23 protein-coding genes and 1 pseudogene are annotated in these 22,281 nt (G+C 46.7%); all 24 read left to right on the top strand.

Features of this window, described 5'->3' with window-relative positions:
* The first annotated feature begins 46 nt into the window (after positions 1-46).
* The 24 genes and pseudogenes from GT409_RS12190 (at position 47) to GT409_RS12300 (ending at position 22,239) form a co-directional block, all read left to right on the top strand.
* A complete protein-coding gene (locus GT409_RS12190) occupies positions 47-529 on the top strand; it encodes a GbsR/MarR family transcriptional regulator (protein WP_160629349.1) in 483 nt (160 codons plus the stop codon).
* 46 nt (positions 530-575) lie between these two features.
* Entirely contained in the window at positions 576-1,061 is a 486-nt protein-coding gene (nusG, locus tag GT409_RS12195; RefSeq protein WP_160629350.1) for a transcription termination/antitermination protein NusG, read from the top strand.
* A gap of 110 nt (positions 1,062-1,171) precedes the next feature.
* A complete protein-coding gene (locus GT409_RS12200; RefSeq protein ID WP_160629351.1) occupies positions 1,172-2,131 on the top strand; it encodes an NAD-dependent epimerase/dehydratase family protein in 960 nt (319 codons plus the stop codon).
* On the top strand, positions 2,128-2,970 hold the full coding sequence (gene cysQ, locus GT409_RS12205) for a 3'(2'),5'-bisphosphate nucleotidase CysQ (RefSeq protein ID WP_160629352.1): 843 nt from the start codon (positions 2,128-2,130) through the stop codon (positions 2,968-2,970). Before GT409_RS12200 ends, cysQ begins: the two co-directional genes overlap by 4 nt.
* Positions 2,971-3,001: 31 nt before the next feature.
* The gene (cysD, locus tag GT409_RS12210) at positions 3,002-3,904 is read left to right on the top strand and encodes a sulfate adenylyltransferase subunit CysD (protein ID WP_160629353.1); all 903 of its coding nucleotides are present in this window, start codon (positions 3,002-3,004) and stop codon (positions 3,902-3,904) included.
* Entirely contained in the window at positions 3,904-5,880 is a 1,977-nt protein-coding gene (cysN, locus tag GT409_RS12215) for a sulfate adenylyltransferase subunit CysN (RefSeq protein WP_160629354.1), read from the top strand. Before cysD ends, cysN begins: the two co-directional genes overlap by 1 nt.
* 91 nt (positions 5,881-5,971) lie before the next feature.
* On the top strand, positions 5,972-7,024 hold the full coding sequence (gene gmd / locus GT409_RS12220; protein ID WP_160629355.1) for a GDP-mannose 4,6-dehydratase: 1,053 nt from the start codon (positions 5,972-5,974) through the stop codon (positions 7,022-7,024).
* Between the two features lie 159 nt (positions 7,025-7,183).
* A complete protein-coding gene (locus GT409_RS12225; RefSeq protein ID WP_408647944.1) occupies positions 7,184-7,402 on the top strand; it encodes a four helix bundle protein in 219 nt (72 codons plus the stop codon).
* Positions 7,403-7,454: 52 nt separating this feature from the next.
* Positions 7,455-8,423 (top strand): GDP-L-fucose synthase family protein, encoded by a 969-nt coding sequence (locus GT409_RS12230; protein ID WP_160630116.1) that lies wholly within the window; start codon positions 7,455-7,457, stop codon positions 8,421-8,423.
* 6 nt (positions 8,424-8,429) lie between these two features.
* On the top strand, positions 8,430-9,305 hold the full coding sequence (rfbD, locus tag GT409_RS12235) for a dTDP-4-dehydrorhamnose reductase (protein ID WP_160629356.1): 876 nt from the start codon (positions 8,430-8,432) through the stop codon (positions 9,303-9,305).
* Positions 9,302-10,381 carry a dTDP-glucose 4,6-dehydratase gene (gene rfbB / locus GT409_RS12240; RefSeq protein WP_160629357.1) on the top strand — a complete coding sequence of 360 codons (1,080 nt, stop codon included), beginning with the start codon at positions 9,302-9,304 and terminating at the stop codon, positions 10,379-10,381. The genes rfbD and rfbB overlap by 4 nt, the downstream gene beginning before the upstream one ends.
* Positions 10,382-10,464: 83 nt before the next feature.
* Complete coding sequence (locus GT409_RS12245; protein ID WP_160629358.1) at positions 10,465-10,818, top strand: four helix bundle protein; 354 nt, start codon at positions 10,465-10,467, stop codon at positions 10,816-10,818.
* Positions 10,819-10,944: 126 nt separating this feature from the next.
* Positions 10,945-11,826 (top strand): glucose-1-phosphate thymidylyltransferase RfbA, encoded by an 882-nt coding sequence (rfbA, locus tag GT409_RS12250; protein ID WP_160630117.1) that lies wholly within the window; start codon positions 10,945-10,947, stop codon positions 11,824-11,826.
* Positions 11,827-12,010: 184 nt separating this feature from the next.
* Positions 12,011-12,290, top strand: a pseudogene (locus GT409_RS12255) (four helix bundle protein).
* Between the two features lie 15 nt (positions 12,291-12,305).
* Positions 12,306-12,848, top strand: a complete 543-nt coding sequence (gene rfbC / locus GT409_RS12260) for a dTDP-4-dehydrorhamnose 3,5-epimerase (RefSeq protein ID WP_160629359.1) — start codon at positions 12,306-12,308, stop codon at positions 12,846-12,848.
* A 182-nt stretch (positions 12,849-13,030) separates the two neighbouring features.
* Complete coding sequence (gene tviB, locus GT409_RS12265) at positions 13,031-14,356, top strand: Vi polysaccharide biosynthesis UDP-N-acetylglucosamine C-6 dehydrogenase TviB (RefSeq protein WP_160629360.1); 1,326 nt, start codon at positions 13,031-13,033, stop codon at positions 14,354-14,356.
* Between the two features lie 26 nt (positions 14,357-14,382).
* On the top strand, positions 14,383-15,387 hold the full coding sequence (locus GT409_RS12270) for an SDR family oxidoreductase (protein WP_233231553.1): 1,005 nt from the start codon (positions 14,383-14,385) through the stop codon (positions 15,385-15,387).
* A 21-nt stretch (positions 15,388-15,408) separates the two neighbouring features.
* Positions 15,409-16,014, top strand: a complete 606-nt coding sequence (locus tag GT409_RS16035) for an MBOAT family O-acyltransferase (RefSeq protein ID WP_269844928.1) — start codon at positions 15,409-15,411, stop codon at positions 16,012-16,014.
* Between the two features lie 3 nt (positions 16,015-16,017).
* The gene (locus tag GT409_RS16040) at positions 16,018-16,878 is read left to right on the top strand and encodes an MBOAT family O-acyltransferase (RefSeq protein WP_269844929.1); all 861 of its coding nucleotides are present in this window, start codon (positions 16,018-16,020) and stop codon (positions 16,876-16,878) included.
* A gap of 8 nt (positions 16,879-16,886) precedes the next feature.
* Positions 16,887-17,798: a hypothetical protein gene (locus GT409_RS12280; RefSeq protein ID WP_160629361.1), complete on the top strand. Its 912-nt coding sequence runs from the start codon at positions 16,887-16,889 to the stop codon at positions 17,796-17,798.
* Complete coding sequence (locus tag GT409_RS12285; protein WP_160629362.1) at positions 17,773-18,390, top strand: hypothetical protein; 618 nt, start codon at positions 17,773-17,775, stop codon at positions 18,388-18,390. Before GT409_RS12280 ends, GT409_RS12285 begins: the two co-directional genes overlap by 26 nt.
* 126 nt (positions 18,391-18,516) lie before the next feature.
* Positions 18,517-19,512, top strand: a complete 996-nt coding sequence (locus GT409_RS12290) for a nitroreductase family protein (RefSeq protein ID WP_160629363.1) — start codon at positions 18,517-18,519, stop codon at positions 19,510-19,512.
* Positions 19,513-19,593: 81 nt separating this feature from the next.
* The gene (locus GT409_RS12295; RefSeq protein ID WP_269844930.1) at positions 19,594-20,715 is read left to right on the top strand and encodes a polysaccharide pyruvyl transferase family protein; all 1,122 of its coding nucleotides are present in this window, start codon (positions 19,594-19,596) and stop codon (positions 20,713-20,715) included.
* Positions 20,716-20,760: 45 nt separating this feature from the next.
* Positions 20,761-22,239 (top strand): lipopolysaccharide biosynthesis protein, encoded by a 1,479-nt coding sequence (locus tag GT409_RS12300; protein WP_160629365.1) that lies wholly within the window; start codon positions 20,761-20,763, stop codon positions 22,237-22,239.
* Positions 22,240-22,281: the final 42 nt, after the last annotated feature.

Consider the following 22,281-nt stretch of genomic DNA (forward strand, 5'->3'; position numbering starts at 1 on the left):
TTTGTTCAGTATTTTTTGAACGAATTGAATCGTCCTCGGTTTTTGTATGCAAACGACTCTTACAGAGCTTGAGCAGGAGATAGTCGATATCTTCGTCCGGATGGCGGGAGTGTTGAATCTTCCGCGTTCGGTCGGTGAGCTCTATGGTTTGCTTTTTATTTCCCCCAGCCCGCTTTGTATTAACGATTGTATGGAGAAGCTGGGCATCAGCAAAGGATCGACCAGTCAGGGGCTGAAAATTCTGCGCTCTTTTGGTGCTGTCAAAACGGTTTACGTGCCAGGAGAGCGTCGCGACTATTTTGAGGCGGAGTCGGGCCTGCGTAAGATTGTGACCGGATTTGTTAATGAACAGATTCGTCCTCATCTCGAAGGCGGCAACGAACGTATGGGGCGACTCGAAGAGTTGGTTCGAGTATCGGATTCCGAACAAAAAGAGTTTTTTGCAGATCGTATAGACCGCCTGAAAGGCTGGCAGAAACGCGCCAACCTCCTGCTTCCGTTTGCCCTGAATTTTATCAAACCCGAATGACCTGATGTGTGATGCTCCTACATCTACTGCTTTGCTGTGGCGCTGCGTGAAAACACAGCCGAAGCGGGAGCATATTGCCGCCGGACAGTTGGAGAGGTTGGACGGTGTCGAGGTGTTTGCCCCCAGAATCCGGTTTAAGCGACGGACACCGCGCGGAAAGGTGTGGTTCGAAGAGTCGCTGTTTCCCGGCTATATTTTTGCGCGTTTCGGGGGGGCGATGCAGCGTGCGGTCGCTGGTTCGATCGGTGTGCGCGGATTGGTAAAGTTTGCTGGCGAGTGCGCTGTGGTTTCTGATGTTGTTGTTGAAACAATTCGCACTGATACGTCCGAGTCCGGACTGATTTTGATTGAAGATGAGCGTGCCTTCAAGGAAGGCGACGAGGCCGTTGTTGCCGATGGCGCAATGATGGGGCTGCGTGCGGTGATTACCCAGGTGATGCCGGGCGGAGACCGCGTTCGGATTCTGATGGATATGATGGGGACAGCTGTTCCCGCAGAAGTCCCCGCAGATAAACTGGAGAAGGTTGGTTAGGCCGTTCTCCGAGGTCTTATGACCTCTTACGTCATAGTCGAAAAGTGTACGGAAGGTTTCCGCCAGAGGCGGATCGACCGGGGGCGGCAGCTTGTTCCGGAGGCCATGTCTTGAAGATTTTAGTGACAGGTGCCGCCGGTTTTATTGGCTCATATGCCGCACATTCTTTGCTGGACGACGGTCATGAAGTGGTTGGGCTGGATAACTTCAATGACTACTATGATGTATCGTTGAAAGAGGCCCGTTTCCAAGGTTTGGAAAAACGAAGCGGCTTCACAATGGTACGTGGAGACCTGGCTGATTATGAGTTGCTGAGAACGCTTTTTGAAAAGTACCGGTTTGATCGTGTGTGTCATTTGGCTGCGCAGGCCGGTGTTCGTTATTCCATTCAGAATCCGTTTGCTTATCAGCAGTCAAACCTGCAGGGACATCTGAACATCCTCGAGGCGTGCCGTCATGCCGAAGTATCGCGGCTGGTGTATGCGTCCAGTTCCAGCGTTTATGGCGGCAGCAAAAAAATTCCGTTCAGCGAAGAGGACCCGGTGGATCATCCGGTCAGCTTGTATGCGGCCACCAAAAAGGCCAATGAGCTGATGAGTCACACCTATACACATCTGTACGGTCTGCAAACGGTTGGTTTGCGGTTTTTCACCGTGTATGGCCCGTGGGGCCGTCCGGATATGGCTTATTGGCTGTTTACGGATGCCATGCTGAAAGGTCAGGCTATCCAGGTGTTTAATCACGGAAAAATGGAGCGGGATTTTACCTATATTGACGACATTGTCGCGGGGGTGAAGGCTTCGCTTGCTGCTGATGGCCTGGAGCCGTATGAAATTTTTAATCTGGGGAACAATACTCCGGAAAACCTGATGGAATTTATTCAGACCATTGCCGGTGCGTTGGGGGTAGAACCGAAAATGGAGATGCTGCCCATGCAGGCCGGCGATGTGCCGACGACTTTTGCGGATGTTTCCAAGGCTCGGAAAAAACTGGGGTATGATCCATCCACACCGATTTCTGCCGGCATTCCGGCTTTCGTGAGTTGGTATCGGGAGTATTTCAGACGATGACAGCGTTTATGAAGAATGCGGTGGATGCAGCACTGCGTGCCGGTGACGCAATTCTGCAGATTTACGAACGCGATTTTGAGGTCGAATTCAAAGACGATGAGTCTCCGCTTACCGAGGCCGATAAGGCTGCTCATTATATCATTTGTGACGCACTGGAAGAACTTGGACTTCCGGTTCTGTCCGAAGAGAGCAGGACGGTTCCTTACGAAGAGCGTAAGAGCTGGAATCGTTTCTGGCTGGTCGACCCTCTGGACGGAACAAAAGAGTTCATTAAGAAAAATGGAGAGTTTACGGTAAATATAGCACTGATTGACGATGGCCGTCCCGTGATGGGGGTGGTCTATGCCCCGGTGCTCAAAACGCTTTATATGGGACTTGTCGGGCAAGGTGCATTCCGAGTGAAAGGCGATGACCTTTTCCAAACCTTGGAAAAAGAGAGGTTTGATTTTTCAACCCTTGGAAAGCCCTGTGAGAAATTGCCGCATCTTCGTTCCGAACAAGGGGTAATCAAAGTGGTGGCATCCCGTTCACACATGAATTCTGAAACAGAGGATTTTATCGCAGACCTGGAAAAGACGGGCCGGGTCGAACTCGTTTCGAGTGGAAGTTCCCTGAAACTTTGTATGGTTGCGGAAGGTAGCGCGGATGTGTATCCGCGGATTGCTTCTACGATGGAGTGGGACACTGCGGCGGCACAGGCTGTTGTTGAAGCCTCTGGTGGAAGCGTTGTTCAGTACGGACTGGCTGAACCGCTGCGCTATAACAAGGAAAATCTGCTGAATCCCTATTTTGTGGTTTTTGGAAAAAATCATCGACACGCTCAATTGCACAATACATGATCATAATTATTGCAATTAGAGAGGGGCGGTTATGAGCGGATACAATTTATCACATTTGAAGCAACTGGAAGCGGAGAGTATTCATATTATCCGTGAAGTGGCTGCCGAATTTTCGAACCCGGTTATGCTGTATTCGATCGGAAAAGATTCTTCGGTGATGCTGCACCTTGCTCATAAGGCGTTCGCTCCGGGAAAAATTCCATTTCCGCTGATGCATGTGGACACGCAGTGGAAATTTCAGGAGATGTATAAGTTCCGGGAGTTGATGGCCGAAAAATATCAGGTGGATCTGAAGGTCTGGATTAATCCGGAAGGAAAAGACCAGTCCGATCCCTTCGTTCACGGTTCAGAAAAACATACGCAGGTGATGAAAACCGATGCGTTGAAACAGGCGCTGGATCACTATAAGTTTGATGCCGCGTTTGGCGGTGCGCGCCGTGATGAAGAAAAAAGCCGGGCCAAAGAGCGGGTTTACAGTTTTCGCAATGAATTTCATCAGTGGGATCCTAAAAATCAGCGTCCAGAGCTGTGGAATCTTTATAATGCCAAGATCAATAAAGGGGAGTCCATTCGAGTCTTTCCGCTGTCTAACTGGACGGAACTGGACATCTGGCTGTATCTGCTTCGCGAAGATATCCCGATTGTTCCGCTTTATTATGCCGCTGAACGACCGGTTGTGGAGCGTGACGGTGTGCTGATTATGGTGGATGACGAACGCATGCCGCTGAAGGACGGCGAAACGCCAATGATGAAGAAAGTGCGTTTTCGCACTCTCGGTTGTTATCCGTTAACCGGTGCTGTGGAGTCCAACGCCGAAACCGTTGAGGAAATTGTTCAGGAAATGTTGCTGACGACGACCTCCGAGCGTCAGGGGCGCGTGATTGATGGTGATAACTCTTCCATGGAAGACAAGAAGAAGGACGGGTACTTCTAATGAGCGAAGCAAATTATCAGATTCAGGAAAAAGAGCTCATAGAGAGCGATATTGCTGAATATTTGAATCGGCATGAAACCAAAGATCTTCTGCGCTTATTAACCTGTGGCTCGGTTGACGATGGAAAGTCCACTTTGATCGGCCGGCTGTTGTATGACAGCCATATGATCTATGAGGATCAGCTTGAGAAAGTTGCGAAAGATTCAAAAGTTTATGGGACCACTGGTGAGGATTTTGATCCGGCGCTTCTTACGGACGGTCTCAAGGCTGAGCGCGAGCAGGGCATCACAATCGATGTGGCCTACCGTTATTTTTCGACAGATAAGCGGAAGTTCATTATCGCGGACTGCCCCGGCCACGAGCAGTACACCCGCAACATGGCCACCGGCGCCTCGACCTGTAACCTGGCGGTGATTCTGATCGATGCACGGTACGGGGTGATTCGGCAGACCAAGCGGCACAGTTTTATCTGCTCGCTGCTCGGCATCAGGCACGTCATCGTGGCGGTCAACAAAATGGATCTGGTGGACTGGTCGGAGCAGCGCTACAACGAGATCGTGAAGGATTACAACGCGTTCGTCGGCCGCCTCGGGTTTTCCGATATCCACTTTATTCCAATGTCGGCGCTCAAGGGCGATAACGTGGTGGAGCACAGCGACAACCTGAGCTGGTATGACGGCCCGACCTTTCTGCATCACCTTGAAAACGTCAATATTGCAACCGACCGCAACCTGATTGACATGCGTTTGCCGGTTCAATATGTGCTGCGCCCGAATCTCGATTTCCGCGGGTTCAGCGGCACGCTGGCTTCCGGGGTCATTCGTATCGGCGACAAGGTCGCCAGCCTGCCCTCGCGCCAGGAGTCGAAAATCAAAGCCATTTACGGTCCGGACGGAGCAATTCAGGAGGCATTTGCGCCGCAAGCGGTTACTGTGACGCTGGAAGATGAAATTGATGTGTCGCGCGGCAATATGTTGGTGCCGGTTAAAAATATTCCGCATATCGGCAACGAGTTTGAGGCTATGGTGGTCTGGATGCATGAGGATGCGGCCAAATCCGGCAAGAGCTACCTCATTAAGCATACTTCCAGCATGGTTCCTGGGGTACTCTCCAGTGTTCGCTATAAAGTGGATGTTAACACCATGAAGCGCGAGCAGGATGATTCAACACTCCAAGACAGCGATTCGCAGGAAGCACGTTCTCTCGAATTAAATGAAATCGGTCGCTGCCATCTTACGCTGCATCGGCCGATCGCGTTTGATTCATACGAAAGAAACCGGACTACCGGTGCGTTTATTATCGTGGATCGTATGACCAATGTCACGGTCGGTGCCGGCATGATCATTGACCGGATTGTTGCCAAAGAAAAAAATGCGGCTCCGGTCAGCAAAAATATTGTAAAAAGCGACAGTCTGGTTTCGGCTGAGGATCGTCAGAATTTATTGAACCAGAAAGGCTCTACGCTTTGGCTGACCGGGCTGAGCGGGTCGGGTAAATCAACCGTTGCCCGGCAGCTCGAACGCGAGCTGACCGATATGGGACACGCCTGTTACATTTTGGACGGCGACAATGTGCGTCACGGATTGAACCGCGATCTCGGTTTCTCTGCAGAGGATCGATCGGAAAATATTCGCCGAATTGCGGAGGTTTCCCGGCTGTTCAATGATGCCGGAATCATTGTGATTACCGCGTTTATTTCGCCGACGGTTCAGGACCGTAAAGGTGCTCGTGAAATCATTGGTGAGGGTTTTGTGGAGGTCTTTGTCGATACGCCGCTCGAAATCTGCGAGCAGCGTGATCCGAAAGGGTTATACAAAAAGGCCCGCGCCGGTGAGATTCCGCAGTTCACCGGAATCAGCGCTCCTTACGAACCGCCAGTGAACCCGGAAATCGTTTTAAACGCCGCGGATGCACCGGTTGAAGACTCTGTTGATGCCATTGTTTCCAAATTGCGCGACGACGGAATCATCGGGTAAGCAGATACCCTTAATTTTGTACATCGGGGTCAGTTCAGGCTGAACCCCGGCTTTTTGCACCCCGACCATATTCAGAAACAGGAGTTGAATAATGAAAAAAGCATTGATTACAGGAATTACTGGTCAGGATGGATCTTACCTCGCAGAGCTGCTGCTCGATAAAGGATACGAGGTGCATGGAATCGTCCGGCGTTCCAGTTCGTTTAACACCGACCGCATTGATCATCTCTACAAGGACCGTCATGAATCCGGCGTGAAAATGTTTCTGCATTACGGTGACCTGACTGACTCCAGCAATCTGAACCGGCTGATTGAAAAAATCCATCCGTCGGAAATTTACAACCTTGGCGCTCAGTCGCATGTGCAGGTTTCTTTTGAGGTCCCGGAGTATACTGCCGAAGTGGATGCGACCGGAACGCTGCGTTTGCTGGACGCCATTCGCGAGACCGGTGTTGAGAGCCGCTTTTATCAGGCATCCACTTCGGAACTGTATGGAAAGGTGCAGGAAGTTCCGCAGACTGAAACCACGCCCTTTTATCCGCGCTCTCCTTATGCGGTAGCCAAGCAGTATGCGTTCTGGATTGTCAAAAACTACCGTGAGTCCTACGGCCTTCACGCGAGCAACGGGATTCTGTTTAATCACGAATCACCCCGTCGCGGTGAAACCTTTGTGACGCGAAAAATAACGATGGCCGTCGCCCGTATTTCGCGTGGTCTGCAGAGCTGCCTCTACATGGGCAACATCAACGCCCTGCGCGACTGGGGTTATGCTCCCGACTATGTGCAGATGATGTGGATGATGCTTCAGCAGGATACTCCCGATGATTACGTGGTTGCCACCAACGAAATGCACACCGTCCGTGAGTTTATTGAAAAATCTTTCGGTCATGTCGGCATTGAAATCGTATGGGAAGGTGAGGGCGTGGATGAAGTCGGTAAAAACAAAGCGACCGGCGATATCGTGGTGCGCATGGATGAGCGCTACTACCGCCCCTGCGAAGTTGACCAGCTTCTCGGCAACCCAGTGAAAGCAAAAAAACAACTCGGTTGGGAACCGACCGTTAAATTTGAAGAACTCGTCAAAATCATGACAGACGGAGATTTGAAAATTCTTGATGGAGCCCCTTATTCCAAAGGGTTTTGACGTTTGCAGTTGATGGTTTGGAGCTGGTGGTGAGCGATTATAAGGATTTGGAGGTTTGGAGTCGGGCGGTTGATGTTGTAACAAACATTTATCTGCTCACGACTGAGTTTCCGGAATCTGAAAAAGTTTGGAATCACTAATCAGGTGCGACGTGCTGCGGTGAGTATCCCTTCAAATATTGCCGAAGGAAGTGCTCGTCACCATTCAAAGGATTTTATTCATTTCCTTCGAATCGCCGATGGATCAGCCGCCGAGCTTGAAACTCAATTGATTATTAGCGAAAAGCTCAACTTTGCTTCTGATAGTCAGCACCTCCAAAATGAAATAATTATTATTCGCCGTATGTTGGCAGCGTTAATTAAATCTTTAGGAAGGTAGAAATATGGAAATCGATCCTCAAACCTCAAACAGCAAACTCCAAACTGACGGTATCTCCAAGGATGCCAAAATTTATGTCGCAGGCCATCTCGGCCTTGTCGGAGGAGGCATCTGGCGCGCCTTTGAGCGCCACGGCTACAACAACCTGATTGGACGGTCTATTGATGAGGTCAATCTGATTAATCAGCAGGAGGTTGAAGAGTTTTTTGCATCTGAGAAGCCGGAATTTGTGGTGCTGGTCGCCGCCAAGGTCGGTGGTATTCATGCCAACGACACATACCGCGGACAGTTCATCTACGAAAACATGATGATTGAGATGAATGTGATTCATGCAGCTAAAGAGCATGGCGTAAAAAAACTGCTGTTTCTCGGATCAAGCTGCATTTATCCCAAGCTGGCTCCCCAGCCGTTGAAAGAAGAGTCTCTTCTGACCGGTCCGCTTGAGCCGACGAATGAACCGTATGCAATTGCAAAAATTGCCGGGATTCGTTTGTGCGATGCCTATAACCGTCAGTATGGCACCAACTTTATCTCAGCGATGCCAACCAATATGTATGGACCTGGAGATAATTATCATCCGGAAAATTCTCATGTGCTTCCGGCGTTGATTCGTCGCTTCCACGAAGCCAAAGAGAGCGGCGCGGATAAAGTGGTCTGCTGGGGAACCGGATCGCCGCTGCGTGAGTTTCTATACAGTGATGATCTGGCTGAGGCCTGTGTGTTTCTGGTCGAGAATGCCAATTACGAAGATATGGCGTTTACTGATGAATCCGGCACGGTTCAATCGCACATAAACATTGGTTCCGGCAAGGAAGTCACCATTAAAGAGTTGGCCGAGACCGTCAAGGACGTCGTCGGGTTCGAAGGTGATTTGGAATGGGATGCTTCAAAACCTGACGGAACACCTCGCAAGCTGATGGATTCCTCTCGCATTAATGCCCTGGGCTGGCAACCGCAGGTTGAACTGCGCGAAGGGATCGCACGGGCATATCAGGATTTTCTGACTCGCTACGGTAAATAATCGGTGATGAGCAGGACCTTAATTATCGGATGTAACGGCCAGCTGGGGACGGACTGTATGTCTGTGTTTGGTGATGCTGCAACAGGGGTTGATTTTCCAGAGATTGATATTGCGAATCGGTTCCAATGTCTGGAAAAGCTAAACGGGCTTCAACCATCTGTGATCGTAAATTGTGCTGCTTATACTGCCGTTGATGCCTGTGAAACAGACCCATCCTGCTGGGCGGTGAACGCAGACGGACCGAAACATCTGACGGAATGGGCTGCGCAGAATAGTGCATTTCTTGTCCACGTTTCGACCGATTACGTGTTCCCCGGAAATAAGCCCTTGTTTGAAGCCAGCGTTGAGGAGGATAAGCCGGATCCTATTTCCGAATACGGAAAATCAAAACTGGCTGGAGAACGGGCCGTTTTGGATAGCAACGTCAAGGCGGCCATATTGAGAACCGCATGGCTGTATGGTGCCCATGGAAAAAACTTTTTAAAAACCATGCTTCGACTGACTCTCCAGAATCCAGACAGGGAATTTAAGGTCGTAACAGATCAGTACGGCTCTCCGACCTGGTCTTATACGTTGGCGCGGCAGATCAAAGCTGTGGTTGAGCGCGAAGCAACAGGAGTTTTTCATGCTTCATCGGAAGGATATTGCACCTGGTATGATCTGGCGTGTTCGTTTTTAGATAAACTGGGTGTTGCTCATCATTTTATTCCGTGTTCGACAGATGAGTTTCCGACGTCGACAAGGCGGCCTGCAAATTCTATTCTGGAAAATGCACATGCAAAATCGCTGGGCATTAACTGCTTTGAGAATTGGGATGAAGAACTCCAGGCATTTGTTGAAAAGGCCGGGAAAAAAGTTTTGGAGGAGGTCAAGGCTTTATGAAAAAAGTGATGGTTACAGGTGGAGCTGGCTTTATCGGCTCTGCAGTTTGCCGTTATTTGGTGAATGAAAAGGGCGTTCAGGTTTTAAATGTAGATAAGCTGACATATGCCGGTAATACGGAGTCACTGAGAGAGATTGCAGATAATCCGCTTTATCGTTTTGCCCAGGTGGATATTTGTGATTGTGACGGAATTTCAGCACTGTTTTCGGATTTTCAACCGGATGCTGTGATGCATTTGGCAGCTGAATCACATGTTGACCGATCAATCGACGGACCTTCTGCATTTATTGAAACGAATATTGTCGGCACTTACAATATGCTCGACTGTGCCCGGGCGTATTGGACTGGGCTTCCTGAAAAAACTTCAAACTCCAAACTTCAAACCCCAAACCGTTCTGACTTCCGCTTTCATCACATTTCGACGGATGAGGTGTATGGATCGCTTGGTGAGACCGGGCTGTTTGAAGAAACCACCCCTTACGACCCGCGTTCACCGTATTCGGCAAGCAAAGCCTCCAGCGATCATCTGGTGAAGGCTTGGTATCATACTTATGGGTTGCCTGTTGTGGTTACAAATTGTTCAAACAACTACGGGCCGTACCATTTCCCGGAAAAGCTGATCCCGCTGGTTATCCTGAATGCGCTCGATGAAAAATCTCTTCCTATTTACGGAAAGGGCGACAATATTCGCGACTGGCTTTATGTTGAGGATCACGCAAGGGCTTTGGTGACTGTGGTAGAAAATGGGGCTCCCGGCGAAACCTATAATGTAGGCGGTCGCAATGAACGCACCAATCTGGATGTGGTGGAGACCATTTGTTTTGTGCTTGATGAACTGAAGCCGCGTAGCAATGGTTCTTATGCTGACCTGATCACCTTTGTGAAAGATCGTCCCGGTCATGACATGCGCTATGCGATTGATGCGACCAAACTTGAAACGGAATTGGGGTGGAGAGCTCAGGAAAATTTTGACACCGGTATTCGCCGTACCATTCAGTGGTATCTGGATAATGATTGGTGGTGGGGCCCGCTGCGCGCGGAGCGCTACGCGGGAGAGCGACTTGGAAAGGCGTAGCCGTGAGAGGCGCAAGTGTTAGGTTTTAGGTGTTAAGAGTTAAGACGTTGGCCTAAATCCTAAAACTAAATCGCAAAGCGAACATGTATCAATCGTATGAAAAATTAGAGGTCTGGCAAAAAGCCGTCGCCTTAAGCGCTAGAATTTATGAGTTGTTGCGCGATTGCAGAGACTATGGGTTTAAAGATCAGGTATGCAGAGCTTCGGTTTCAATTGCTTCGAATATTGCGGAAGGAATGGAGCGGGAATCAAAAAAAGAAACAGTTCATTTTTTGCATATAGCCAAAGGTTCTTGTGCGGAAGTTCGAACTCAGGTTCTAATTGCATCAAAAATTAATTACATCAGTGCGGATGATTTTGAGGTTGTGAAAAATGAGGCAGAATCCATTTCGCGTATGTTGCACGGATTAGTTAAGGCGCTCTGCGACAAAAGTTAGGAGTTATGTTTTATGTGTTAAGGATGAGTCTCTAAAACTTGAACACCTAAAACTTAAAACCATCCCCCTAGCACCTAAAACTTAATTCGTAACGCTTAACACTTGAATAAAATCGGAGATTTTATGATGAAACGAAAAGGGATTATTCTGGCTGGAGGCAGCGGTACGCGCTTGCATCCTTTGACCCGGGTGGTCAGCAAGCAGCTGCTGCCTGTTTATGATAAACCGATGATCTACTATCCGCTGTCCGTTCTCATGCTGGCGGGTATTCGTGAAATTCTGATTATCAGCACACCGCACGACCTGCCGATGTTTCGGGAGCTGCTGGGGGATGGAATGCAATGGGGTGTTTCGTTCAGTTATGCCGAACAGCCCAGACCGGAAGGGCTGGCACAGGCGTTTCTCATCGGTGAAGCGTTTATTAATGGCGATCCTAGCTGTCTGATTCTGGGTGATAATATTTTTTATGGCCACGGATTTAGCAGCACTTTGAGCAGTGCCGATGAGCGGATAACTGGAGGAACCGTTTTTGCATATCCAGTGCTCGATCCAGAGCGTTATGGAGTGGTCGAATTTGATTCCAACGGGAACGCTCTTTCCATTGAAGAGAAACCGGAGAAGCCCAAATCGCACTATGCGGTTCCAGGTCTTTACTTTTATGACAACCGGGTTGTAGATATGGTTAAGGAGCAGAAGCCTTCTTCCCGGGGAGAACTCGAAATCACCACAGTGAACCAAAACTATCTCGAAATGGGAGAATTGCATGTTGAAGTGCTGGGTCGTGGTTTTGCATGGCTGGACACCGGTACGCACGATTCACTGCTGGAAGCCGGCTCTTTTGTGGAAACTTTAGAGAAAAGACAAGGTCTTAAGATTTCATGCGTTGAAGAAATTGCCTGGCGCAAAGGATTTATTGATTCGGAACAGATGGAAACGCTTGGCAATGAGCTTTCTAAAAACGGGTATGGACAGTATCTCCTTCGGCTTTTAGTCGAAGGAAAGTGTTAGGATCCAAGTTTTAAGTGTTAGGTGGGATACGTGTTAAAGTTCAGTGCCATGTGTTATGTGGATGACCTAAAACTTAACACGTTATTTCTAACACCTGAGACGAAAAGCGGTCATGTATCAGTCCTATGAAAATTTAGAGGTTTGGCAAAAGTCTGTCGAACTGAGTGTGGCGATCTATAAGCTTATGCAGGAGTGCCGGGACTATGGGTTCAAAGATCAGATTTGCCGGGCCGCGGTTTCGGTCCCCAAATATTGCGGAAGGGTTGGAGCGCGAGTCCAAGAAGGAAATAATTCATTTTTTACATATAGCCAAAGGCTCTTGTGCGGAAATGCGTACGCAATTACTCATCGCCTTTAAAATTAATTATATAACTGATGGTGATTTTAATGTACTAAAGGGTGATGCTGAAGCGATATCGCGCATGCTTCACGGTTTAATCAAATCGATGTCTCCTAAAACTTAACACCTAAAACTGATCATGATCATAGAGAATCTTTCCATTCCTGATGTAAAACTTATAAAACCTCGTGTTTTTACAGACGAGCGTGGTTTTTTTACGCAGACCTATCACTACGAACAGTATCGCGATGCCGGGATTGATGTTCGATTTGTGCAGGATAACTGGTCCCGCTCGACAAAGGGGGTGTTGCGTGGATTGCACTATCAACTGAAGCATCCACAGGACAAACTGGTCTCTGTTATTCGTGGAGAAGTGTTTGATGTGGCCGTTGATATTCGCAACGGCTCTCCAACCTTTGGGGAATGGGTTGGTGCGATCCTGTCGGAAAAAAATCATCACCAGTTATTTGTGCCCAAAGGCTTTGCTCACGGGTTTTGCGTGCTGAGTGATAAAGTCGACTTCGTTTACAAGTGCAGTGACTTTTATACGCCCGGTGACGAATATGGCATTCGGTGGAACGATCCGGAAGTTGGTATCAAGTGGCCGAGTTTGGACGAGTTGATCATTTCGGACAGAGACTTAGGCTTACCGTTTTTCATGGATGTAATATATTTCGACTGATTGCTGGCTTGGAAACATCAACGTGTTTTTAATCCCTTATATATCTTATACGTTTCCAAGATTTTAGTCTAAGACTTGTCTGCGTATGGAGTTGGCCCGTCGCGTATCCTGTCGGAAGCGTAACAGTGGAATGAACGGCATTGCCGGTTGTTAAGAAACTCTAAGGTAAAGTAGAGAAAATTATGAAAAAAGAAAGAAACGTCGAACCTAATGCCCAAGGCCTGAAGTCTTTCTCCGATGTTCGCATTGGCATCATCGGGCTCGGCTATGTCGGCCTGCCGCTGGCGGTGGAGTTCGGTAAAAAGTTTTCAACGGTTGGGTTTGATATCAATCAGTCACGTGTTGATGAGCTTGCTTCCGGAAAGGATCATACCCTCGAATGTTCTCCCGAAGAACTCGCTTCCGCTGCTCAACTGGAGTTTTCAACCGACATCTCCAAACTTCAAACCGCAAACTGCTACATCGTCACCGTGCCTACTCCTGTCGACGATTCCAACCGTCCGGATCTGACACCGCTGATCAAAGCAAGCGAAACAGTTGGTAAAGTGATTTCCAAGGGCGATGTCGTCATTTATGAATCCACGGTCTACCCTGGTGCGACCGAAGAGGATTGTATTCCTGTGGTCGAAAAAGTGTCCGGCCTGGAGTTTAACAAAGATTTTTTTGCCGGATACAGCCCAGAGCGGATCAATCCCGGCGACAAAGAGCATCGGCTGCCAACAATCAGGAAGGTCACTTCTGGTTCTACCCCGGAAGTTACTGATTTTGTTAACGAGTTATATTTAAGCATTATAACCGCTGGTACGCATAAAGCACCGTCTATCAAGGCGGCTGAAGCAGCTAAGGTTATCGAAAATACACAACGTGATGTGAACATAGGGTTGATTAATGAACTCAGTATGATTTTTAACAAGCTGGGGATTGATACGCTTGATGTTCTGGAAGCCGCCGGCAGCAAGTGGAACTTTCTTCCTTTTCGGCCGGGATTGGTCGGCGGACACTGCATTGGTGTCGATCCTTTTTATTTAACGCATAAAGCGCAACAGGTTGGCTTCCACCCTGAAATGATTCTTGCTGGCCGCCGTACCAATGACAATATGGGCAAGTATGTTGTTTCTGAAATTGTGAAACTGATGCTTCATCGCTGCCTTTCAGTTAAGAATTCAAAAGTGCTGGTTTTGGGAATTACTTTTAAGGAGAACTGTCCTGATGTCCGTAATACCAAAGCTGTTGATTTGGTATCAGAATTTAAAGAATATGGGTGCAATGTGGATGTCTTTGACCCATGGGCAAACCCCGATGAGGTGCTTCATGAATATGGGATTTCTCTGCTTCCTAAAAGCCAGCTTCTACCTTCAATTTTGTATGATGCAGTGATTTTAGCCGTTGCTCACGACGAATTCCGGGAAATGGGTGCAGGAGCAATACGGACTTTGATGAAGCCGGACGGCGTTCTTTACGACATCAAATATGTTTTTCCCAAAGAGTCTGTCGATGGTCGGCTCTAATCATTGTTTTCAGCTGGAGAAGTTAAATGAGTCGAAAAATTGAGAATTCCAGAGTCCTGGTGACCGGCGGCGCCGGTTTCATCGGCTCCAATCTGATAGATGCTCTGATGGAGCAGAACAATGAGGTCGTCTGTTTAGATAATTTTTCAAACGGAAAGCGCGAGAACATAGTTCATCATGAAGGCAGCGAGCGGTTTCATTTCATAGAAGGGGATATCCGTTCTTTGGATACATGTCACAAAGCGTGTGATGGAATTGACTATGTTCTGCATCAGGCGGCTTTGGGTTCGGTTCCCCGCTCTATTAAAAATCCGATTCTTTCAACAGAAGTAAACATCATGGGGTTTCTTAATATGCTGGTGGCAGCCCGCGACGCGAAGGTCAAACGGTTTGTCTATGCTGCCAGCAGTTCAACGTATGGCGACAGCAAAACGCTTCCAAAGGTAGAGAACGTCATTGGAAAGCCCCTTTCGCCGTACGCCATCACAAAATATGTCAATGAGCTCTACGCCGATAACTTTTCGGAACTCTATGGGCTCGAGACCGTTGGGTTGCGCTATTTCAATGTATTCGGTCGCAGACAGGATCCCTTTGGGGCGTATGCCGCTGTGATTCCAAAATTTGTCATGGCATTAATGAAATACGAAAGCCCCGTAATTAACGGGGATGGCAGTTTTTCCCGTGACTTCACCTATGTGGATAATGTTGTTCAGGCCAATCAGCTGGCGGCTTTGGTAGCGACGCCGGAAGCTGTTAATACGGTTTACAATGTGGCTTGTGGGGAACGGACGGATTTAAATGAGTTGGTTGTGGTGCTTCGAAAAAACCTTGCAAAATTTGACCCTCGAGTCGCAGATGTCCAGGCGACGCACGGATCCAGCCGTGCCGGGGATATTCCCCATTCGTTGGCAGATATTGGCAAAGCGAAATGTCTTTTGGGCTATGATCCGCAGTTTGGGTTTACTGCTGGAATACAAGCTGCCGCCGAGTGGTATTTTAAGAATTTGGATGCTGTTCCCTCTGACGAGTAATTTGATGAAAGGTCCAGATGTATGCTTTTTAACTCATTAAACTTCCTTCTGTTTTTTCCTGTTGTGGCAATGCTCTATTTTGCATTTCCGCATCGGTTCAGGTGGGGGTTATTGCTGGCGGCTAGCTACTACTTCTATATGTGCTGGAATCCGGGTTATGCGGTTTTGATTCTGACAACAACGGCGATCGCCTATTGGTCTGGCATTAAGATAGGGCAAACAGATGACCTACAGTTGAGAAAAATCTATTTGATTTTAAGCCTGATCGTCAGTTTAGGGATATTGTTTGTTTTCAAATACTTTAACTTTTCCATGTCCGCATTTACGGATGTGATCAATGTATTTGGCTTTGATTATAATACGCCGACGCTGAAACTTCTGTTGCCGGTTGGTATTTCATTTTATACCTTCCAAACGCTTAGCTATTCTATCGATGTATATCGAGGACAGATGAAGGCGGAGAAGAATTTTGGTATTTTTGCGCTTTATGTATCGTTTTTTCCTCAGCTTGTTGCTGGACCCATTGAGCGTTCCACCAACTTGCTTCCGCAGTTTTACATAAAGCACACGTTTGACTACCAACGCGTAACCGATGGCTTAAAGTTAATGCTGTGGGGTTTTTTTTAAAAAATGGTTATCGCAGACCGTTTGGCTGCCTATGTTTCAGACGTATACGGTCATCCAGGGAGCCACCCCGGGATAGCGGTTCTGTTAGCAACCTATTTCTTCGCGTTCCAGATCTACTGTGATTTTTCAGCTTATTCAGATATTGCTATCGGCGCAGCTCAAGTGATGGGGTTTCGCTTGATGGATAACTTTAACCGGCCTTATTTTTCAAAAACGATTGCAGAGTTTTGGAGTCGCTGGCATATCTCCCTTTCCACGTGGTTTCGAGATTATCTGTATATCCCCTTGGGGGGGAATCGTTGCGCCAAGAGTCGGTGGCTCCTGAATTTACTAATTGTATTTATCGTCAGCGGGCTCTGGCACGGGGCGGCATGGACTTATATTATTTGGGGCGCATTACATGGGCTGTACCTCATGCTTGAGATTTTGACTGGGCCTTTTCGTAAGGCAGCCAGTCGAAAAATCCGATTAGATTGCCATCCACATATCCATAAGTTTATTCAAGTGTTCATCACGTTCCATTTGGTCTGCTTGTCGTGGATATTTTTTCGGGCTGATTCGTTGCATGATGCGGTTATGCTCCTGAAATCACTGTTCCTGAATTTTATCCCGTCACTACGGCCTCAGGCCATTGTTCAGGCTGTTACTCAGGTAGAAACCAGGGATGGTGGATTATTTATGGCCTTTGCCGTAATTGCCTTTATGGAAATCATTCACCTCATGCAACGACACAGGAAGATGCGTCGTTTTATGGACGACAAGCCCCTGATTGTTCGTTGGGCGGTATATTACGCTATCGTTCTATCGATCCTTTTATTTGGGGTCGTGGACTCACCATTTGAGTTTATCTATTTTCAGTTTTAAAGGGTGTTATGCGTCAATTTATAATCAAAATATTTGTTTTCATGGGTATACTCGTAGTGGCCCTTTTGCCGCTATCATTATTGTTTAATCGTATCGCCAGTCGGAATTATATGGCTGCTGTTCAGGTATTAAAGCAAAGCCGACCAATCGTTCTGATCCTAGGCGATAGTCATCCTTTGGCTATGAAAAAGGAACATTTGCCGCCACATGTATTCAACTTTTCCTATGGCAGTGATAATCTGACAGATATGTATACGAAGCTTCAGTTTTTTATTGATCAGTACGGGGCTCCAGAAATGGTGGTTCTTGAATGTGATCGACATATTTTTTCTACGTATCGGTCTGTTTTGAATAACAACGAGCGGTCATTGTTTTATATGAACTTTGGGGTTTATCGGGAAATATATGGGTTCCATCCATTGAAGTATTTTGTTCGGCGACATGTTTTTCGGTGGTTTCCTATGGCGAACATGAAAAATTTACAGTTTGCAAAAAAAGCGGCAATCTCAAGGGTCGAAAAGTTTGTGAGTCATAAGGAGGAAAGGGCTCAGCCTCCTTGGTCAACAGTTTCGGTCGAAGATCGAGTTGGTCGCGTGGAACAGCGACTTGAGCTGCAGTTTTCATCTCCTTATGATTCCGTATTGGTGCAGCGCTTTTTTGATATCGTAACCTTATGCAAAGATTTAAACATTCGTATTCTTGGGGTTCGCTACCCTGTTACGCCTGAGTATGACCAAGCATTAAACAAGATGGATCTTCAGCGTATTGAACAGGTCTTTTTGGATAACGAAGTCGACTATCTTGATTTTTCAGCCAGCTTTTCTGATCCGCTCCTTTTCCAAAATGAGGATCATATTTCAGAGAAGGGGAGCCTCAAGTTGTGTAGGGAGCTTGATGCACATTGGTCTGTTATCCCTTAAAGGAAGGGACGATGAATTGAGCGGAAAATATAAAATTTCAGTGATTATTTCTACGGGGATTTTGTTGCTGGTTCTCTTTGGCGTTGTGACGTTGAAATGCCCTCATTTGGTCTACAAAGCGTGGACTAGGGTTGTTCCTCGGCGGGATATGACGCAAGAGGCAGAGCAGTTTGTGAAAGTGACGGTCACGCCATCATTTGATTTTAAATACAGTTTGATGAAAAGAGGGGTGCTGCAACATCTCGATCGTAAATACACATATGATGTGATTCCGGAAGAGTTGCGCGGCGGATTTCTTTTTCAAGGGATTCATCGGCCACCTATAGGAACCCGTATTCAATTTGAGTTGAAGTGCCCTGCAACGGTATATTTCTTTTTTCATTATTGCACGAATGGCGGCTTTTCAGAAATTTTTCCTGAGCTGAAGGAGTGGGAGCGATGTTTGCAAGCCCCTCAATATGACATATACAATGGCGATCACGGCCTTAACATGATCATGTATAAGCTCAATGCTGAGGCTGGCGCGTACACCATTCCCCCAACGCAAACAGAAAACGCATGTTTCAATATAGTTTTTCAGTTTTTGCGGTAGGTCTTTTTTTGTTTGTAGAAAAAATGAGGGTTTAAGTTGCTGAGTTTACATGTTTTTAGCTGAAGATATAATTTTTCGATTGGTCTTGGGTGCGAGTCCATTTGCCGATGAAGGGTAAGGTGTGAAGTGATAAAAGAATTGTATAAAAAAATAGTTCCGTTGCGGATTCAGCAGCGGTTTAGATTTGAAAAGGGGCTCGTTCATGTGTTTTTTTCAGATTATTTGCGTTACCGGAAATATGCATGTATTGATCCCTATGAGGCTAGAAATATTAAAGCATTTGACTCTATGCTTGTGATGGAAGCACACAAAATTGAAAAAGCCTTTTCCCTTCCAAATCCACGCCCCGGGTTTGGCGTGTCGGCTATTAGGGGATTGATGAAACTCTTAAATGATTATAAGAACAAAGGGTATGATTGTAATAGCTTGGCGTATAAAAAAGTACAGTCTGTTTTGGGTGAATACATTCGGTTTCATGAAAGGGTTGAGTATGATTTGGGGCCGTTAAAAGAGGAAGTTAGGCATTATGCAGATTTTGATTGTGATATTGGTGGATATAATGAAGTTGCCGCTGAAGAATGGTTGAGGAATGCACGTGGTAATTTTGAGGAGTGTGCATTGAGTCGATCCAGTGTTCGTACGTATAGTTCTATTCCTGTCCCGGAAGAAACAATTAAAGATGTTGTCCGGATAGCAAGGAAAACTCCTTCTGTATGTAATCGCCAAGCATGGCACACTTATATAGTCAAATCTCCTGAGGTAAAGGGTAAGCTTATGGAACTGCAAACTGGATGTCGGGGATTTGGGGATACGGCAGATTTTATGGCTGTAATAACCACAAACTTGCGTTCATTTGTTGGGCCTTCTGAGCGTAATCAGGCTTATATAGATGGGGGGTTGTATGCAATGTCTTTTTTGTATGCATTGCATTATAAGGGAATCGGGGCTTGTCCCCTTCATTGGATGGTACCTCCGGAACGGTCTGAAAAGCTTCGTTCGCTTTTAAACATTGGGGCTAGTGAAAATATAATTATGGTTATTTCTGCGGGAGGTATTCCTCCTCTTTTGCGTACCGCAAAATCAGTCAGACATAAAGTGGATAGTCAGATAACATTTGTTTGACTGATTGCTGCAGTTTGTGCGTTTTTATTAATAGTTCCCACTTTGGGATTAACACCTTGCTTGAGGTTGTGAAACTAAACCATGATAGTTAAAACTATAACATGCCATGACGTGTATAATTATGGAGCGACCCTTCAGGCATACGCTTTGATGAAATACTTACAAAATCAAGGGCATGAAGTCGAAATTATAGATTACAAGCCTTTATATTTGTCTACGCGGATGGAACTTTTTGCCGTGACACCAAAATGGAGGTCTAGAAGACTAGCTGTTAGAGTTGCGTATCTCGTGGCTAAATTTTTTGTTCGGATTTGGGTTAATGCGCGCTCTTGCAAGAAAGAGTTTGATGATTTTAAAAACACATTCATGTGTGTAACCAGGGATAGGTATCGGAATAATTCGGAATTAAAAAAGAATCCGCCTCCGGCTGATGTTTATGTTGCGGGTAGTGATCAAATTTGGAATACCAATAGTGAAAATGGGCGGGATCCGGCATTTTATTTGGACTTTGCACCACCAGAAATACGTCGCGTTTCTTATGCTGCAAGTTTTTCCGTATCTGAGATTATGCCTGAGTATAAGGATTTTGTGCGGGGAATGATCCAACGACTTGATTCTGTTTCTGTGCGGGAGCGCCGAGGAGTAGAAATATTGAAGTCGATCGGGTTGAGTGAGGGAGTTCATGTTCTTGATCCTGTGTTTCTTTTGGGGCGTAGTTTCTGGGATGGGTTTTCGGGGAAAAAAATATCTGGGAAGTATATATTGGTGTATGATTTTGATGGGAATGACGGGTTGAGAGAATTTGCAAAAGAACAGGCGAAAGAGCGGGGGCTGAAGATATATTCCGTCAACAATTACAAGCGAACCTCTTATGCTGATGTAGATTATTACCGGGCTGGCCCCCAAGAGTTTTTGTCTCTTGTTAAAAATGCAGAGGTTGTCGTGGGAAACTCGTTTCATGCTCTTGCTTTTTCATTGATTTTTGAAAAGGATTTCTATGTTTTTTGTAGGTCAAGACACCAGGTGAATTCCCGCATGGAAGATCTTCTCGATCTGGTTGGATTGAGTGACCGCATGATTTGTCATGCAGAGCAGGCTTCTTCACCATCTGTAATCGATTATGAGGTTGTTGGAAAAGTGCTGGCTGCTCATATCGAGCAGTCGAAGAGGTATTTAAATGGCGCGATATGCGGCGATTTTTAAATTAAATTATTTTAATTGATCACGCCGGACAGTTTGTTATTAACAATGGCCTCGTTACGTAAAAAAACGCTAAAGGGTATGCAGTGGAGTCTGATTGGCTCCGCCGGGAACTCGATCTTGCAGATGGTGGTGATGGTAGTTATCACCCGTTTGATTGCTCCGGAAGAGTTTGGGGTGATGGCAATGGCGCAACTGTTTGTTCAATTTGCAACGTTCTTTGCTAATTTTGGGGTGGGTGTTGCAATTATCCGGAATGAAGAATTAACGGAAGATCATATTGCTGCAGGGTTTTGGTGTGGAATTGTCATTTCTTTGTTTATAGCGCTGGTTATGTTTTTATTGGCACCTCTATCAACACATTTGCTGGATTCATCCCGAATGCCGATTGTTGTTCGTTTGCTGGCTCTTAATTTTTTTTTTAACGGGTTCGGGATTGTCAGTATGTCTCTTCTGCAAAAGGAAATGCGTTTTGGATTCCTCGCTCTGATGACGCTTTCTACCTACGCGCTTGGATATGGTCTGGTTGGCATTCCTCTCGCCATTAAGGGATATGGTGTATACGCCTTAGTGTTTTGTATGTTAACGCAAACGGCTCTTAGGGTTGTTACACTATTAATTGCTGCGCATCATCGAGTGCGTCCTTCTCGGCAGCTTCGAATATATAAGGAAACGCTATCTTTTGGCGGGCAGCACTCCTGTGCCGGATTTCTTTCTTTTTTGGGTAGTTCAGTTGATCGCATGATGCTTGGGCGCTGGGGTGGGGCTGAAATGTTGGGGATCTATTCGCGCAGCAGTCAGCTGATCAACTACCCCATTCAGTTTTTGTCCAGTTCCATCATGCGCGTACTGTTTCCCGGATTTTCCAGTATTCAGCGAGATACAGAGCGTATGCGGGCGTCATTTCTAAAAAGCGTTTCTATGATGGCTGTCATTTTGGTTCCCGTTGCATTTTTTGCCAGCTTCACAAGCCGGGATTTGATTTTGTTGGCATATGGTTTGAAATGGGCCGAGGGGTGGCCGGCGTTGGTTGCATATTCATGGGTTGCTCCTTTGTGTGTTCTGGGGGTAATGGGTATGATGATAAATGATATTATTGGTAAGCAGTGGTATCGAATCCGTATTCACATGGAGGCTTTGATTGTTTTTGCCGTATGTATTTGGTTCGGTTTGCGATTTGGGATCAAGGGCGTTGCGGTTGGGGTTGTTGTCGGGTATTTTTATCGTTTTGTATTTACAGGTCTGTTGGTATGCAGGCTGTTGCATCTAGATAGGGTGAAATTTGTAAATTGTTTCTTTTGGCCGTGTATAGTGGGTGTTGTTTCGGTTGCGGTTCCTTTACTTGTTTTATTCTTTGGGGGTGGTCTTGTCGTTTGGATTCGCTTGATGTTCTCTGCTCTTGGAGCGGGGCTGTCATTGTTTGTTTTGGTTGTTTGCGTTTCTGTGCCACCCCTTGTGCAGATAGCTGAACTGATTGAGGGTGGATATCCTCGTATAGGATCAATGCTGAAGTTTATTAAGAGATAGGGATGCGGTTATAGCTGTCGTTGCTGGACTACTAAAGAATGC

It is taken from the genome of Tichowtungia aerotolerans (genome assembly GCF_009905215.1).
GTDB classification, from domain to species: Bacteria; Verrucomicrobiota; Kiritimatiellia; order Kiritimatiellales; family Tichowtungiaceae; genus Tichowtungia; species Tichowtungia aerotolerans.

Excerpts from the sequence above, each read along its gene's own strand:
- GT409_RS12190 (WP_160629349.1), top strand. The coding sequence starts at position 47 with ATGCAAACGACTCTTACAGAGCTTGAGCAGGAGATAGTCGATATCTTC.
- cysQ (WP_160629352.1), top strand. The coding sequence starts at position 2,128 with ATGACAGCGTTTATGAAGAATGCGGTGGATGCAGCACTGCGTGCCGGT.
- cysD (WP_160629353.1), top strand. The coding sequence starts at position 3,002 with ATGAGCGGATACAATTTATCACATTTGAAGCAACTGGAAGCGGAGAGT.
- cysN (WP_160629354.1), top strand. The coding sequence starts at position 3,904 with ATGAGCGAAGCAAATTATCAGATTCAGGAAAAAGAGCTCATAGAGAGC.
- gmd (WP_160629355.1), top strand. The coding sequence starts at position 5,972 with ATGAAAAAAGCATTGATTACAGGAATTACTGGTCAGGATGGATCTTAC.
- rfbD (WP_160629356.1), top strand. The coding sequence starts at position 8,430 with ATGAGCAGGACCTTAATTATCGGATGTAACGGCCAGCTGGGGACGGAC.
- rfbB (WP_160629357.1), top strand. The coding sequence starts at position 9,302 with ATGAAAAAAGTGATGGTTACAGGTGGAGCTGGCTTTATCGGCTCTGCA.
- GT409_RS12245 (WP_160629358.1), top strand. The coding sequence starts at position 10,465 with ATGTATCAATCGTATGAAAAATTAGAGGTCTGGCAAAAAGCCGTCGCC.
- rfbA (WP_160630117.1), top strand. The coding sequence starts at position 10,945 with ATGAAACGAAAAGGGATTATTCTGGCTGGAGGCAGCGGTACGCGCTTG.
- rfbC (WP_160629359.1), top strand. The coding sequence starts at position 12,306 with ATGATCATAGAGAATCTTTCCATTCCTGATGTAAAACTTATAAAACCT.
- tviB (WP_160629360.1), top strand. The coding sequence starts at position 13,031 with ATGAAAAAAGAAAGAAACGTCGAACCTAATGCCCAAGGCCTGAAGTCT.
- GT409_RS12270 (WP_233231553.1), top strand. The coding sequence starts at position 14,383 with ATGAGTCGAAAAATTGAGAATTCCAGAGTCCTGGTGACCGGCGGCGCC.
- GT409_RS16035 (WP_269844928.1), top strand. The coding sequence starts at position 15,409 with ATGCTTTTTAACTCATTAAACTTCCTTCTGTTTTTTCCTGTTGTGGCA.
- GT409_RS16040 (WP_269844929.1), top strand. The coding sequence starts at position 16,018 with ATGGTTATCGCAGACCGTTTGGCTGCCTATGTTTCAGACGTATACGGT.
- GT409_RS12280 (WP_160629361.1), top strand. The coding sequence starts at position 16,887 with ATGCGTCAATTTATAATCAAAATATTTGTTTTCATGGGTATACTCGTA.
- GT409_RS12285 (WP_160629362.1), top strand. The coding sequence starts at position 17,773 with ATGCACATTGGTCTGTTATCCCTTAAAGGAAGGGACGATGAATTGAGC.
- GT409_RS12295 (WP_269844930.1), top strand. The coding sequence starts at position 19,594 with ATGATAGTTAAAACTATAACATGCCATGACGTGTATAATTATGGAGCG.
- GT409_RS12300 (WP_160629365.1), top strand. The coding sequence starts at position 20,761 with ATGGCCTCGTTACGTAAAAAAACGCTAAAGGGTATGCAGTGGAGTCTG.